We start from the raw sequence: 14497 nt of genomic DNA, 5'->3' as shown, positions 1-14497 counted from the left end.
GTCGTGGCAGGTGCGGGCTTGTCGTGGCAGGCGCGGCCTGGCTCAGCGGCGCGGCCGTGGGTGCGGGGCCGGGCCGCCGAGGAACACCCGGGGCGCTCCCACCGCCGTCTACGCGGCCGCGCGCCCCAGTGAGAACACCCGCGCCGCCTCCGCGACCCGGCGGCCGAGGTGCTCCGCCGTCGCGATGTCGGCCTTGTGCACGGTCTCGGGGCCCTCGTCGACATTGGTCTGCGCGGCGGCACCGGCGAAGACGCCGAGGCGGTTGAGGTCGTGCTCCGACGCCGAGCTGCTGTTCCAGCCCGGGTGCAGACCGAGGTTGATCCAGTTCATCCCGTGCTGCGCGGCCAGGATCTGGAAGAACTGCAGGGTGTGCAGCTTGTCGCCGCTCTTGGAGCCGGAGTTGGTGAACCCGGCGGCGAGCTTGTCCCGCCAGTCCTGTCCGAACCAGCGCTTCGAGGACGCCTCGGCGAAGACGTGGAAGGCGCCGGACGCCGTGCCCATGTAGGTCGGCGAACCGAAGACGATCGCGTCCGACGCGTCGAGGCGTTCCCACTCCGCGTCGGTGATCCCGTCGACCTTGATCAGGTGGACCTCCGCACCGGCGTCGGCCGCACCGGAGCGGACTGCCTCGGCGAGAACGGTGGTGTGGCCGTAGCCGGAGTGGTAGGCGATGGAGACAACAGGGGTGCTCACGATGGGACTCCTCCAGGTGGTGACGACGAACCAAAGGAAAGCACTAACTTCTAGTTAGTGCAACCTTTTGGATAGCGCTGTCCGGGAGTATGGTGATGCCATGGAAATCGCCGTGCCGACCGCCGAGAGCGGTGAGTGTCAGGACCTCGCGTACAACGTGTTCGCGCGCAGCTGCCCGTCCCGGGGCACGCTCGAACACGTGACCGGGCGCTGGGGATCGCTCACGCTCGGAGCGCTGCACGGCGGCACGTTCCGTTTCAACGAGCTGCGGCGCCGGGTCGACGGTGTCAGCGAGAAGATGCTCTCCCAGACGCTGCACGCGCTGGAGCGCGACGGCCTGGTGCACCGCGACGCCCGGCCGACGAACCCGCCGCGCGTCGACTACACCCTCACGCCGCTCGGGCTCGAGGTCGCGGAGCGGCTGCTCACCCTCATCCACTTCCTGGAGGGACGCATGGACGACGTCCTGGAGGCGCGCGAGCGTTACGACGGGACGCGCGAGGCCTGAGAGAGCCTCTGAAGGCGCACCGTCGCGCGCAGGCGCCGGGCACTTCGCGGGCGCGTCGGCGTCAGCCGGTCACCCGGGGCGGCCGCTGGCAGCGGGGGCAGAAGTAGCTGGACCGGTTCATCCAGGCGCGCCGGCGCATCGGCGTGCCGCACCGGCGGCAGGGCTCGTCCTCGCGCCCGTAGGCGTCGAGTGAACGGTCGAAGTAGCCGGACTCGCCGTTGACGTTGACGTACAGGCTGTCGAAGCTGGTGCCGCCGACGGCGAGGGCCTCGTTCATGACGTCACGGATGTGGCCGAGGAGTTCGGCGGTGCGCGGCCGGGTGAAGCTGCCCACCGGCCGTTCGTAGTGGACCCTGGAGCGCCACAGCGCCTCGTCCGCGTAGATGTTGCCGACGCCGCTGATCAGCGACTGGTCCAGCAGGGCGCGCTTGATCGTCGTACGGCGGGCACGCAGGGCGGTGTGGAACGCGGCATCGTCGAACAGCGGGTCGAGTGGGTCGCGGGCGATGTGCGCGATGACGTCCGGCAGGCCGTCCGGGGTGGTCTCGTGCAGGGAGAGGCCGCCGAAGGTGCGTTGGTCGACGAAGCGCAGTTCGGTGCCCTGGTCGTCGTCGAAACGGACCCGGATGCGCAGGTGCTTCTCGTCCGGGGCGTCCTCCGGCTGCACCAGGAGCTGACCGCTCATCCCGAGGTGCGCGAGTACGGAGAACGGGGAGTCGTCCAGGGGGAGCCAGAGGTACTTGCCGCGGCGCATCGCCGGTCCGACGCGCTGCCCGGCGAGCGCACCGGCGAAGGCTTCGGGCCCGGCCTGGTGACGGCGTACGGCCCGTGGATGCCGTACCTCGGCCGAGGTCACGGTCCGCCCGCTGACCCAGCGCTCCAGGCCGCGCCGCACGACTTCGACCTCGGGCAACTCGGGCACGGCGCTCCTTCGGAGTGTGGTTGCGGGGATGCTCGAACCCCGCCGCGGCACGGACGCTGCGACGGGGTTCGGGCCCTGCGGTTACTGCGGTACTGCTGTTGCTACGGGTGCCGCTGTCGCCGCGGGACCGCTGAGACCGCTGGTGGGCGGGTTCGGCGGCCGCCGCGGGTGCCGGCGGCGTTCTGCGAAGGAATCAGGCCGTGGCCGGGTCGCTCGTCGGAGCCGAGGCGGCGTCGGCGGCCTCCTCGGCGGCCTTGGCTGCCTGCTGAGCGGCCTGAGCCACCTGCTCGGCGGCCTGGGCCGACTTCGCGCGTTCGTCCGCGGCGGAGCGGATCGCACGCCACGCGGACTCCGCGGCCTGCTGCTCCGCCTCCTTCTTGCTGCGGCCGGTGCCGGTGCCGTACGAGACGCCTCCGACGCGGGCGGCAGCAGTAAAGGTCTTCTCGTGGTCGGGGCCGGTCTCCGAGACCAGGTACTCGGGTACGCCGAGCCCCTCGGTCGCGGTGAGCTCCTGGAGACTGGTCTTCCAGTCCAGGCCGGCGCCCAGGTTCGAGGACTTCTCGATCAGCGGGTCGAAGAGCCGGTGGACGAGCTCACCCGCCGCGTCCAGACCCTGGTCGAGATAGACCGCGCCGATCACCGCTTCAAGGGTGTCGGCGAGGATGGATGCCTTGTCCCGGCCTCCCGTGCCTTCCTCGCCCCGGCCGAGCCGGATGAAGGAGCCGAGTTCGAGGCCGCGGCCCACTTCCGCCAGCGCACGCGAGTTGACCACCGCGGCCCGCAACTTGGCCAGCTGGCCTTCGGGCAGGTCGGGGTGGGTGCGGTACAGCGTGTCCGTGACCACGAGGCCGAGCACGGAGTCCCCGAGGAACTCCAGCCGCTCGTTGGTCGGCAGACCGCCGTTCTCGTACGCGTAGGAACGGTGGGTCAGCGCACGCACCAGAAGGGCGGACTCGAGCTTGTACCCGAGCCGCCCTTCCAGAAGCGTGTGGGACGAGGCTGTGTTCTCCGCCTTTTTCTTGGCGTTGGTTTCCGCCTTGGCGTCAGACATCAGACCTCTCACCGGCCGCTCAGACCTCGAGGACCTGGCGCTTGTTGTAGGTGCCGCAAGCCGGGCACGCGATGTGCTGCAGCTTGGGCTCGTGGCAGCGCTCGCACGCAACCAGGGTGGGGACCGCAGCCTTCCACTGCGACCGGCGGTGGCGCGTGTTGCTGCGCGACATCTTCCGCTTCGGAACAGCCACGGCTACTTCTCCTGCTTCTCGTCGACGTGCGCTGATGGAAGCGCGCCGCCGCTCAACTCGTCCTTCTCGCCGTCTCCGGATGAACCAGCGAGTCCCTGCAGTGCCGCCCAACGGATGTCGACGGCGTCGTGGTGGTGGTCCGGGTCGTCCGCGAGCCGCACTCCGCATTCGGAGCACAGGCCGGGGCAGTCGTCCTGGCACACCGGCTGCATCGGCAGTGCGAGCACCACCGCATCACGCAGCACGGGTTCGAGGTCGAACAGGCCGTCCTCGATGAAGAGCCTGTCCTCGTTATCCGTGGATTCCCCGGCGTCGTCGGCCGGCTCCGCTTTGGCGCGGCTCCGGTCGTCGGCGTCAGGGTACGAGAACATCTCCTGGAAGTCCGCGGCGAGCGACTGCTCGAGCGGCTCCAGACACCTTACGCACTCCCCCTCGGCCTGTGCACGGGCGGTGCCTGTGACGAGCACACCTTCCATGACCGACTCGAGCCTGATCTCCAGTTCCACCGGGGCGCCTTCCGGCACTCCGATGACTCCCTGGATCCCGAGATCCGAGGGGGCGTCGATCGTGCGGGTCAGGCGCTGCAGCGCACCAGGACGCCGGCCCAGCTCGTGTGTGTCGAACACGAGAGGGTTGCGGTGGTCGAGGTGGGTGTTCAGAGCCGTTCCTGCTTTCGATCTTCAAAACTCGAGGGGCACCGCCGCCCCTGGTGCTCCCGGGCAGCGGTGATCGCGGACGTACACGCGACCGAAGAGCCAGGATACTGGACCTTTCGCTCTCGGCCCAATCCGGTGTCAGCGACCCTGTTCGTACGCCCGCAGCTGCTCGGCGCTGATCATGGTGGTGTCGAAGAGGCTGGTCTCGTCCAGGGCGTTCGCGTGGGGGTCATGGGCGTGCGTCGGCTGCTGCGGATAGCCCTGCTGACCGCCCTGGTCGTACGCCGGCTGCTGGTCGTAGCCGTGCTGCGGGTAGGCGGCGTACGGATCGGCCTGCTGGTAGCCGTACGCGTCCTGCTGGGCGTACTGCTGCTGATAGCCGTAGGGGTCCGCCTGCTGCTGGTACGCGTAGGCGTCCTGCTGCTGCGCGTAGGACGGCTGGGCCGGCACCTCGGGGGCCGGGACGACCCGCTCGGGGGCCTCGGAGAGCTCGGCGAGACCGGCCAGGTAGTCGGCGTCGCTGGTGTGCTGGACGGTGTTCCCGTCCTCGGCGAAGGCGCCCAGGTCACCCAGGTCGTCGCTGGCGATCCGGCCGTGCAGCTTCTGCCGGCCGCGGCCGACGGCGTCCAGGGTCTTGGCGAGGACGGCCTCGAAGGCGCCGAGCTTCACATCGACGTACTCGTCGGCGTTGCGGCGCAGCGTCTCGGGGTCGTGGCTGCGCTCGGGGGCGTCCTCGTCCTCGTAGCCCTGCTCGTCGATGCCGGGCCCCGTGCCGAGGAGCTTCTCGCGGCCGCGGCCGACGGAGCCGAGGGTCTTGGTGAGGACGACCTCGAAGTTGGCGAGCTTGGAGTCGACGTAGTCGTCGGCCTCGGCGCGGATCTCCTCCGCCTCCTGGCGGGCCTCGGCGAGAATGCGGTCCGCCTCGTTCTGGGAACGGCGGGCGACCTCGGTGTCGGAGATCAGGGAGCCGCGCTCGGCGTGCGCGGTCTCGATGATCCGTTCGGCCTCCATGCGGGCCTGCTCGACCATCTGCTCGCGGCCGCCGATGAGCTCCTCGGCCTGGGCGAGGGAGCCGGGCAGGGCCTGGCGCACCTCTTCGAGCATCGAGAGCAGCTCGGCGCGGTTGACCACGCACGAGGCCGACATGGGCATGGAGCGGGCGCTGCCGACCGCCGAGACGATCTCATCGAGCTTCTTCTGCACGTCCACCGTGTGCTCGCCACTCTCTACAGCTGTGATGGAGACGGACGGTTCGACTGTACGACCACTCCCGCCCCACCCGACACCGGGTGACGGACTGTCAGCCCGTCAGTCCTGGCCGAGCCGCCCCTTCAGCGCCTCCAGGACCACCGGCGGCACCAGGTGGGAGATGTCGCCGCCCCAGGTCGCGACCTCCTTGACCAGCGAGGAGGAGAGGAAGCTATAGGTGGGGCTGGTCGGGATGAACAGCGTCTCCACACCCGAGAGGCCATTGTTCATCTGGGCCATCTGCAGTTCGTAGTCGAAGTCGCTGACCGCGCGCAGGCCCTTGACGATGGCGGGGATGTCCCGCTGCTTGCAGAAGTCGACGAGCAGGCCGTGGTAGGGCTCGACCTGGACGTTGCCGAAATCCGCGGTGACCTCGCGGATCAGCTCGATCCGCTCGTCGACGGTGAACAGGCCCTGCTTCGACTGATTGATCATCACCACGACGTGCACGACGTCGTAGAGCCTGGAAGCGCGGGCGATGATGTCGAGGTGTCCATTGGTGATGGGGTCGAATGACCCCGGACAGACGGCGCGGCGCAACTGTGGTCCCTCGCTCTCCGGTCCGGTCATCGTGCGTCTTCGCACGTAGAGGCGGCGCGACCGTACCAAAAGGTCCCCTCGCCGTAACGACGGGCCCGGAGCGCGTCAAAACCGTCCGGCCACCCGAATTCGCCGCCTCTGGTGCTGCGCTCCACGGTGACGAGCGCTTCGCCCGCGAGCCAGCCCTGCGTCCGGAGTGTGAGCAGAATCTCGCGAAGATCGTCGTCCGACACGGCGTACGGCGGGTCGAGGAAGACGAGGTCGTACGGTTCTGCGGGAGCCGGCGTCTGAACGATCTGTTCCGCTTTGCCCGGCCTGACCTCGGCGCCGGGCAGGCCCAGTGATTTCACGTTCTCCCGGATGACGCGGGCGGCGCGGGCGTCGGCCTCGACGAGCAGGGCGTGGCCGGCACCGCGGCTGAGCGCCTCCAGGCCCACGGCGCCGGAGCCCGCGTACAGGTCGAGCACGCGTTCGCCCTCCAGCGGGCCGCCGAGCAGGGACTGCCAGGTGGAGAAGAGGCCCTCGCGCGCCCGGTCGGAGGTGGGCCGGGTGCCGGTGCCCGGCGGGACGGCCAGACGGCGTCCGCCGGCCCGGCCGGCGATCACGCGGGTCATGAGGGTCCTTTGCGCTGGTGACGTGTCGGCTGCCAGTGTCTCAGCCGGAGCCCGGATCCCGCCTCCCCGCCCCGCGTCCGGGGCGCTCGCCCGTCCGGGGCGCTTCCCGTTCCGGAGCGCTTCCCGTTCCGGAGCGCTTCCCGTTCCGGAGCGCTTCACGTCCAAGGCTTCCCCGTCCGAGGTGCTTACCCCTCCGGAGCGCTTCCGTCCGAGGTGCTTCCCGGTCCGGGCCGGGCTCCCGTCGGTCGCCGGCTGCCCGGTCGGCGCCCTTCGGCTCCTGTCGGCCCGCCGGGAGTTCCCTTCGGCTCCTGTCCCCGCCGGGAGTTCCCTTCGGCTCCTGTCGACCCGCCGGGAGGTCCGGTCGGCCCTTGCCGCGAAGTCCCGTCAGCCCTTGTCGAGATACTGCTCGCGTTCCTCGTCCAGGAGCGCTTCCAGGGCGGTGCGCAGGCCCGGGAAGCCGGTGAGCTCCGGGTCGGCGGCGACGACCGCGGCCGCCTCCTCACGGGCCTCGGCGATGATCTCCTCGTCCTCGATGACGGTGAGCATGCGCAGCGACGAGCGGACGCCGGACTGGGCCTGGCCCAGGACGTCGCCCTCACGGCGCTGTTCGAGGTCGATGCGCGAGAGTTCGAAACCGTCGAGCGTGGACGCCACCGCGTTCAGCCGCTGACGGGCCGGGCTCGCCTCCGGCATCTCACTGACCAGCAGGCAGAGTCCGGCGGCGGAACCCCGGCCCACCCGGCCGCGCAACTGGTGGAGCTGGGAGACGCCGAACCGGTCGGCGTCCATGATCACCATCGCCGTGGCGTTCGGCACGTTCACGCCGACCTCGATGACGGTCGTGGCGACCAGGACGTCGGTCTCACCGGCCGCGAAGCGGCGCATCACGGCGTCCTTGTCGTCGGCCGGCATGCGGCCGTGCAGGACCTCGACCCGGAGCCCCTGGAGAGGCCCCTTGGCCAGCTGCTGGGCGATGTCGAGGACGGCGAGGGGCGGGCGCTTCTCGGCCTCGTCCTCGGGCGACTTCTTCTTGCCGCTCTTCTTCGGATCGTCCTCCTCGTCCCCGATGCGGGGGCAGACCACGTACGCCTGGTGGCCGTTGTCCACTTCCTCGCGCACGCGCTCCCAGGCGCGGGCGAGGAAGTGCGGCTTGTCCGCGGCGGGGACGACATGACTGGCGATCGGTGAGCGCCCCGCGGGGAGCTGGTCGAGGACGGAGGTCTCCAGGTCGCCGAAGACGGTCATCGCGACCGTGCGGGGAATGGGCGTGGCGGTCATCACCAGGAGGTGCGGGGGCTGCTTGCCCTTGCCGCGCAGGGCGTCGCGCTGCTCGACCCCGAAGCGGTGCTGCTCGTCGACGACGACCAGGCCCAGGTCGTGGAATTGCACCTTGTCCTCGATCAGCGCGTGCGTGCCGATGACGATGCCGGCCTCGCCGGTGACCAGGTCGAGCAGCGCCTGCCGGCGCCCCGCCGCCCCCATGGATCCGGTGAGCAGCACGACCTTGGTGGAGTGCTCGGCGCCGCCCAGCATCCCGCCCTCGGCCAGCTCCCCCATCATCTCGGTGACCGACCGGTGGTGCTGCTGCGCGAGCACTTCGGTGGGCGCGAGCATCACGGCCTGCCCGCCCGCGTCGACGACGGCGAGCATGGCGCGCAGGGCGACCATCGTCTTGCCGCTGCCCACCTCTCCCTGGAGCAGCCGGTGCATCGGGTGTTCGGTGGCGAGGTCGTCGAAGATCTCCTTGGAGACCTTCTGCTGGCCCTCGGTGAGGGTGAAGGGAAGCTTGGCGTCGAAAGCGGTGAGCAGGCCGTCCGGGCGGGGTCTGCGGGCCACGGCGGGGAGTTGGGCGTCGGCGTGCCGGCGGCGGGCCAGCGCCACCTGGAGGACGAAGGCCTCGTCCCACTTCAGGCGGGCGCGGGCGTCGCCGATGTCCGCCTTGGTGTGCGGACGGTGGATCTTCAGCAGGGCTTCCGGCAGGGAGACCAGGCCACGGCCCTCCCGCAGGGAGTCCGGCAGCGGGTCGACGGCTTCCTGGGCACTGGGCAGCACCGTCTGGACGGCCTTGGCGAGCTTCCAGGACTCCAGCTTGGCGGTGGCCGGGTAGATCGGGATGAGCGCGCCCGCCCAGGAACCGACGCTCTCGGCGGCGGCGGTGTCGTCGGCACCCTCGCCGCGCAGCGGCTCGTACGCCGGATGGGCCAGCTGGAGGCGGTGGTTGAAGACGGAGACCTTGCCCGAGAACATCGCGCGGGTGCCGGGCAGCAGGTCCTTGTGGGGCTTGTGCACGCCGTTGCCGAAGAAGACCAGCTGGAGGCGGCCGCTGCCGTCCGTGATGGTCACCTCCAGACGCTGGCCCTTGCCGCGGGGCGCCTTGGCGGAGGCGAAGGTGAGCAGGCGCGCGTCGGCGACCTGGGCGACCACCGTCACGTGCTCGTCCATGGGCAGGTCGGCGAGGTGGGTGAGCTGGCCGCGCTCCTCGTATCTGCGCGGATAGTGGTGCAGGAGATCACCGACGGTGTGCAGGCCGAGATGCTCGGCCATCACCTTCGCGGTGGGGGGACCGAGCACCTTCTTCAGTGGTTCATCGAGCGCGGGCACGAGATCCATTGCACACCACACCACCGACAATGCCGTATACGTCCTGGAAATCCGCTGGTCAGACGGCTCGTTCCGGGCCTAGGATGGCGCGCTCCGGACCTCTTCGCGGTCACCGTCCGCCGGGACCGCCCGACCCCGCGCCGTCGCCCGTCCCCCCACCCTCGGCGCAGCGACGATGGACTCCCAGACCTCACAGCCATCACAGGCATCCCCGTCACCCCATTCGTTCCAGGTCGACCTGCGTGGTCTGGTGGACCTGCTCTCCCATCACCTGTACTCGAGCCCCAAGGTCTATCTGCGCGAACTGCTGCAGAACGCCGTGGACGCGATCACCGCCCGGCGTGCCGAGCAGCCGGACGCGCCCGCCACCGTGCGGCTGCACGCGGTGGACGGCACCCTGCGCGTGGAGGACTCCGGCATCGGGCTCACCGAGTCCGACGTGCACAGCCTCCTCGCGACGATCGGCCGCAGCTCCAAGCGGGACGACGGCATCCAGGCGGCCCGCTCCGACTTCCTCGGGCAGTTCGGCATCGGACTGCTGGCGTGCTTCGTGGTCGCCGAGCGCATCCGGGTCGTCAGCCGCAGCGCCCGGACGCCCGACGCGGCGCCCGTCGAGTGGACGGCGACCGACGACGGCTCGTACACCGTGCGCACGCTGCCGCACGAGGCCCGCACCGACCCGGGCACCACCGTGCACCTGGTGGCGCGCGCCGGAGCCGGCGAATGGCTCACCGAGGAGCGGGTGCGGTCACTGGCCCGCGACTTCGGCTCCCTGCTGCCGTACGACGTACGTGTCGGCGACGAGCCGATCGCGGACCTTCCCGCGCCCTGGGACCGCGCCCACCCGAGCCCCACCACCCGCAGGGTGGCCCTGGCCCGGCACTGCCACGAGCTGTTCGGCTTCACTCCGCTGGACTCGATCGAACTGAACGTGCCGCTCGCGGGGGTGCGGGGCGTCGCGTACGTCCTGCCGTCCGCGGTCAGCCCGGCGCAGCGCGCGAGCCACCGGGTGCACCTGAAGGGCATGCTGCTGACCGAGCGGGCCGAACAGCTGCTGCCCGACTGGGCGTTCTTCGTGCGCTGTGTCCTGGACACCGACAGCCTGCGGCCCACAGCGTCGCGCGAGTCGCTCTACGAGGACGAGACCCTGGCGGCCGTGCGCGAGGCCCTCGGCGAGCGCATCCGGTCGTGGCTGACGGGACTCGCGGCGGGTGACCCGGAGCGGCTGGCGGCCTTCCTGTCCGTCCATCACCTGGGCGTGAAGTCACTGGCGCGGCACGACAAGGAGATGCTGCGCACGATGCTGCCGTGGCTGCCCTTCGAGACGACCGACGGACGGCTCTCCCTGGAGGAGTTCGCGCTGCGCCACCCGGTGGTGCACTTCACGCGCACGGTCGAGGAGTACCGCCAGGTCGCGCCCATCGCCTCCGCACAGGGCATCGGCGTCGTCAACGGTGGCTACACCTACGACAGCGAGCTGGTGGAGGCGCTGCCGTCGGTGCGTCCGGGCTCGGTGGTCGCGGAGCTGGACGCCGACACCGTCACGGCGCACCTGGACGCGATCGATCCCGCCGAGGAGCTGGCCCTGTCGGGCTTCCTGGCGGCCGCGCGGGCCAGGCTCGACCCGCTGGGCTGCGACGTGTCGCTGCGCGCCTTCCACCCGCTCTCGGTCCCGGCCCTGCACCTGGACGACCGGGCGGCCCGCCATGAGCAGGCCCGCGCGGAGGCGGAGGAGCAGGCGGACGACCTGTGGGCGGGCATTCTCGGCTCGCTGCGCGGCAGCGCTCCGCGCGCGCGTCTGGTGCTCAACCATCTCAACCCGCTGATCCGGCGGATCAGCTCGCTTCGCGACCCGGAGCTGATCGGCACCGCCACCGAGTCCCTCTACGGCCAGGCCCTCCTGATGGCGCAGCGCCCGCTGCGGCCCGCCGACTCGGCGCTCCTGAACCGCGCGTTCATCGGCCTCCTGGAATGGGCCACCCACCCCGACACCGGAGAGGACGACCGCCGATGAACGGCCCGGCCATGGACTTCGACACCCTGCGCCAGGCGATGGGGGACAACTACGAGCAGCCGGAGGGGCCCGCCCGCAACGCGCGCGCGGAACAGCTGCTCGCCGAGGCGGAGAAGCTGGACATCCCGCTCGCCGTGATCGAGGCGCTCGGACACCAGCTGAAGGTCTACAACTACAGCTCCGAGAAGGACAAGATGTTCGTCCCCTTCGCGCGCCTGCTGCGCCTGTGGGACGAACACCCCGAGGACTTCGACGAGTACGAGATCCACTCGCTGCACTGGGTCTTCAAGTGGATGTCGGCCGGCATGCTCGACCAGCCGCACATCCCGCTCGCCTCCATCGAGAAGTGGCTCGGCGAGATGGAGTACCGCTACCGGCTCGCCGGGCACTCCGAACGGGCCGTGCGCGGTGCCGAGTTCAGCGTGGCCGCGCACCTGGGGGACATGGAGCGCGCGGAACGCGCCTATGCCGCCTGGCTGGCCGCCGACCGCGACAGCATGGCGGACTGCCACGCGTGCGAGCTGCACAGCCAGGGCTGGTGGCAGGCCGAACGCGACGCCGACGCGCAGGCGCTGGAGCTGTGGCGCCCGGTCCTGGAGGGCGAGCACAGCTGCGCCCACGAGCCGCACACCGTGCTGGCGTCCTCCCTCGTCCCGCTGCTGCGCCTGGGCCGTCTGGAGGAGGCCCGCGCCCATCACCTCCGGGGCCTGCGTCTGGTGCGCCCCATGGAGAGCATGCGCGCGGCCTACGCGGACCACGTGGAGTTCTGCGCGCTGTCGGGGAACGAGGCGCGCGCCCTGGAACTGCTCGCCGAGCGGCCCGCCTACTTCACGGACTCCGGCGACCCGCGCAGCAAGCTCGACTTCATGGCCGTCACCGCCCTGGTGATGGACCGCCTGACCGGGCTCGGCCTCGGCGGACGGACGGTGCCGGGGCCGGCCGGGCACACGTGGACCGCGGGCGAACTCGCCGCCCACGCGCGCGAGCAGGCCCTTTCCCTCGCGGCGCGCTTCGACGCCCGCAACGGCACGTCGTACGTCAGCGGGCGGGCGCGGGCGCGGATGGACCGGCGTCCGCTGGTGGACCGGCTGCCGCTGGGCGTGCGGTCGGCGCGGCACGTACCGGCGGCCGCGGCCGCCGCGGCGTCGGACACGGATGCGCGTCCCGGGTCGGGCTCGGGCCCGGACACGGCACCGCGGCCTGGGGAAGACGGCCCTGACCGGGCCACCGGGTCGGACCTGCCCGCGCTGCTCGCCGAGGCCCGGCGGCTGTCGCGGTCCCGCGACCCGGACGCCGTGGCGGCCTGGGCGGCGGTCTCGCGCGCAGCCGAGGGCCGGGAGCTGGAGGCCCGCGACCGCGCGGAGATCGCCGACCACGCGGCGATGGAGCGCGGGCCCGAGGGCATCGAACTCTTCCACGAGGCCGCGGAGCTGTACGACGCGGCGGGCGACCCCGGCGAGGCGCTCGCCGCCCGGGCCCGCGCCGCGTACGTCCTCGCCCTCGTCGGCGGGTCCGAGGAGGCACTGGCGGCCGTCACGGAGTTGCACGAGAAGGCGCTCGCTCTCTTCGCGGACGGCGGGACGGGGGTGTCGCAGACGGCGTCCGTGCTGGTGGGACGGGCACGGATCCTGGTGCACCGGGTGCAGGAGAGCGGCGACGCGGACGGGTCCGGGCCGGGCCGGCCCGATCCGGCCGGCGCCGACGGGATCAGGGCCGCCGAGGCGGCCGTGCGGGAGCTGCTGACGCTCTCCGAGCCGCACGTCGCGGACGTACGGATGGCCTCGCGGGCCGCGGAGGCGCAGGCCATGCTCGGCGAGCTCGCCGCTCACTCCGGGGACGCCGAGGCCGCCGCGGAACTGCTCGGACGGGCGGCGGAGGCGTTCGTGGCGGCCGGGCTGCCGTCGTTCGCCGTGGAGTACGAGTCCCGGCTCGCCGGAATCGCCCGGCACCTGGGCGACGCGGAGGGCGCCGAGCGGGCCGCACGGGCCGCGCTGGAGCACGGCGGGCCCCGCCTGGAGCCGATGGGACAGGCGCAGCTGCACCTCCAGCTCGCCGAGATCCTCGGCGAGACCGAGCAGGTCGCGGACGCCGCGGAACACGCGCTGGAGGCCGCGCACTGGGCCGACGAGGCCGGGCAGGGTCCCACGCTCGGGGCCTGGGCGCGCCACCAGCTGGGCGGTTTCCTGCTCCGGCAGGGGCGTTGGGCCGAGGCCGCGGAGATCCTGGAGTCGGCGCTGCCCGATCTGACCGGCGACATGCACGGCGACGGTGCGATCGTGCAGACACGGTGGTGGCTCGGTGACTGTCTCACCGAGCTCGGCGAGCACCGGGACGCGGCCGAGAACTGGCTGCGGGCCGCGGACATCGCCCGGCACTGGCCCGAGCAGCGCGACCACGCGACGCTCGCCCATCTCGCCGCCGAAGCGCTCGGGCACGCCGGGCTGCCCGCCGAGGCGGAGCGGGCGTACGCCCGGGCCGGCGACCTGTGGCGGGAGCTCGGCAACGTGCACGCACTGGTCCGGTCGCTGCGGGCCCGGGCCTGGGCCTCCCTGCGTACGGGGGCGGGGCTGGACCGGTCACGGGAGCTGATGGCGGAGGCGGTGCGGGACTGCGAGGAGGGGGTGCGGCTTTCCGGGGCGGTGGGCGAGCAGGATCCGCAGGTCCCTCTCCGCCTCGTCGCGGAACTCGGCCACACCCACCGGCAGTTCGGCGACCTCGTCGCCCGGTCCGTCACCGACGACGTGGAGGAGGGCGTCGCCCGGGGACTCTTCGAGGAGGCGTTGGGTCATGTCACGCGGGCCGTGTCGGTGTTCGCGTCCCTCGGGGACGAGGCGCTCGACGCGCGGACCGGTGCGGAGCTTGCCGCGGGGTGGCTGGAGGCGGACCTGCTCCGTCCCGCCGCCGCGGCGGCGCGGGCGCGCGGAGTTCTGTCCGCCTACGCGGGGGCGTCGGAGGGGGACGGGCCGGCGGGGGCGCGCCGCGCCGAGGCCGAGAACATGCTGAGGCTGATGGAGGAGCGGGGTGAGGGGTAGCGAGGAGCAGGGGTGACCGGTGCGCAAGCTCCACGCCCGCCTGCCGGTCCCCCGCCTTGCCCTCGCCCCCGCCGCCCCTGGGGGCTCCGCCCCCAGACCCCCGTTCGGCCTGAACGGCCTCGTCCTCAAGCGCCGGACGGGCTGATGGTGCGAGCCCGCGCCGGGGACTTCGGCGTGCGCTGGAGATTTCGACGTGAGCTGGATGTTTCCGGACGGGCTGGAGGTGCGGGCCCGCGCTGCTGGGTCGCCCTCGAAGGCTGGCGTCCGGGGTCATGTCTTTCAGCCCGTCCGGCGCTTGAGGACGAGCCCTTCGGGCGACGGCGGGGGTCCAGCGGGCGCAGCGCCCCTGGCGGGGTCCGGGGCGGAGCCCCGGGGACCGATGGGGTCCCCCCTGCTCGAGCCAAGTCGAGAGGTTGGGGGAGGGT

12 protein-coding genes are annotated in these 14497 nt (G+C 72.0%); 3 read left to right on the top strand and 9 right to left on the bottom strand.

The genetic code is table 11. The features are described from left to right. Window positions 1–108: 108 nt before the first annotated feature. Window positions 109–693: a flavodoxin family protein gene (locus tag OHB41_RS32195; RefSeq protein WP_266701659.1), complete on the bottom strand. Its 585-nt coding sequence runs from the start codon at window positions 691–693 to the stop codon at window positions 109–111. A gap of 100 nt (window positions 694–793) precedes the next feature. On the opposite strand from OHB41_RS32195, the gene OHB41_RS32190 reads away from it, so the two are divergent. Further along, a complete protein-coding gene (locus OHB41_RS32190) occupies window positions 794–1201 on the top strand; it encodes a winged helix-turn-helix transcriptional regulator (protein ID WP_266701657.1) in 408 nt (135 codons plus the stop codon). Between the two features lie 61 nt (window positions 1202–1262). Here OHB41_RS32190 and mutM read toward each other — a convergent pair whose 3' ends face one another. From mutM to recG, 8 genes are all read right to left on the bottom strand, one after another. Further along, a complete protein-coding gene (gene mutM / locus OHB41_RS32185) occupies window positions 1263–2123 on the bottom strand; it encodes a bifunctional DNA-formamidopyrimidine glycosylase/DNA-(apurinic or apyrimidinic site) lyase (RefSeq protein ID WP_266701656.1) in 861 nt (286 codons plus the stop codon). Window positions 2124–2316: 193 nt separating this feature from the next. After that, window positions 2317–3174: a ribonuclease III gene (rnc, locus tag OHB41_RS32180; protein WP_266701655.1), complete on the bottom strand. Its 858-nt coding sequence runs from the start codon at window positions 3172–3174 to the stop codon at window positions 2317–2319. 19 nt (window positions 3175–3193) lie between these two features. Continuing rightward, window positions 3194–3367: a 50S ribosomal protein L32 gene (gene rpmF, locus OHB41_RS32175; protein WP_006139588.1), complete on the bottom strand. Its 174-nt coding sequence runs from the start codon at window positions 3365–3367 to the stop codon at window positions 3194–3196. A 2-nt stretch (window positions 3368–3369) separates the two neighbouring features. Continuing rightward, window positions 3370–4026 carry a YceD family protein gene (locus OHB41_RS32170; RefSeq protein ID WP_266706296.1) on the bottom strand — a complete coding sequence of 219 codons (657 nt, stop codon included), beginning with the start codon at window positions 4024–4026 and terminating at the stop codon, window positions 3370–3372. Window positions 4027–4161: 135 nt separating this feature from the next. Continuing rightward, entirely contained in the window at window positions 4162–5232 is a 1071-nt protein-coding gene (locus OHB41_RS32165) for a F0F1 ATP synthase subunit B (RefSeq protein ID WP_266701653.1), read from the bottom strand. Between the two features lie 99 nt (window positions 5233–5331). Next, the gene (gene coaD / locus OHB41_RS32160; protein ID WP_266706294.1) at window positions 5332–5811 is read right to left on the bottom strand and encodes a pantetheine-phosphate adenylyltransferase; all 480 of its coding nucleotides are present in this window, start codon (window positions 5809–5811) and stop codon (window positions 5332–5334) included. A gap of 26 nt (window positions 5812–5837) precedes the next feature. Next, the gene (gene rsmD, locus OHB41_RS32155; protein ID WP_266701650.1) at window positions 5838–6425 is read right to left on the bottom strand and encodes a 16S rRNA (guanine(966)-N(2))-methyltransferase RsmD; all 588 of its coding nucleotides are present in this window, start codon (window positions 6423–6425) and stop codon (window positions 5838–5840) included. A 384-nt stretch (window positions 6426–6809) separates the two neighbouring features. Beyond that, window positions 6810–9035: an ATP-dependent DNA helicase RecG gene (recG, locus tag OHB41_RS32150; protein WP_266701648.1), complete on the bottom strand. Its 2226-nt coding sequence runs from the start codon at window positions 9033–9035 to the stop codon at window positions 6810–6812. Between the two features lie 166 nt (window positions 9036–9201). On the opposite strand from recG, the gene OHB41_RS32145 reads away from it, so the two are divergent. Continuing rightward, window positions 9202–11040 carry an HSP90 family protein gene (locus tag OHB41_RS32145; RefSeq protein WP_266701646.1) on the top strand — a complete coding sequence of 613 codons (1839 nt, stop codon included), beginning with the start codon at window positions 9202–9204 and terminating at the stop codon, window positions 11038–11040. Further along, entirely contained in the window at window positions 11037–14072 is a 3036-nt protein-coding gene (locus tag OHB41_RS32140; RefSeq protein ID WP_266701644.1) for a tetratricopeptide repeat protein, read from the top strand. Before OHB41_RS32145 ends, OHB41_RS32140 begins: the two co-directional genes overlap by 4 nt. The last annotated feature ends 425 nt before the right edge of the window (window positions 14073–14497 follow it).

Source organism: Streptomyces sp. NBC_01571 (genome assembly GCF_026339875.1).
Lineage (GTDB): Bacteria > Actinomycetota > Actinomycetes > Streptomycetales > Streptomycetaceae > Streptomyces.
The sequence above is the reverse complement of the archived record's forward strand: the minus strand, read 5'-3'. Positions and strand labels throughout refer to the sequence as shown.

What these genes read in the sequence shown, in the direction of transcription:
- OHB41_RS32190 (WP_266701657.1), top strand. Translation starts at nt 794, where the DNA reads ATGGAAATCGCCGTGCCGACCGCCGAGAGCGGTGAGTGTCAGGACCTC.
- rnc (WP_266701655.1), bottom strand. Translation starts at nt 3,174, where the DNA reads ATGTCTGACGCCAAGGCGGAAACCAACGCCAAGAAAAAGGCGGAGAAC.
- rsmD (WP_266701650.1), bottom strand. Translation starts at nt 6,425, where the DNA reads ATGACCCGCGTGATCGCCGGCCGGGCCGGCGGACGCCGTCTGGCCGTC.
- recG (WP_266701648.1), bottom strand. Translation starts at nt 9,035, where the DNA reads ATGGATCTCGTGCCCGCGCTCGATGAACCACTGAAGAAGGTGCTCGGT.
- OHB41_RS32145 (WP_266701646.1), top strand. Translation starts at nt 9,202, where the DNA reads ATGGACTCCCAGACCTCACAGCCATCACAGGCATCCCCGTCACCCCAT.
- OHB41_RS32140 (WP_266701644.1), top strand. Translation starts at nt 11,037, where the DNA reads ATGAACGGCCCGGCCATGGACTTCGACACCCTGCGCCAGGCGATGGGG.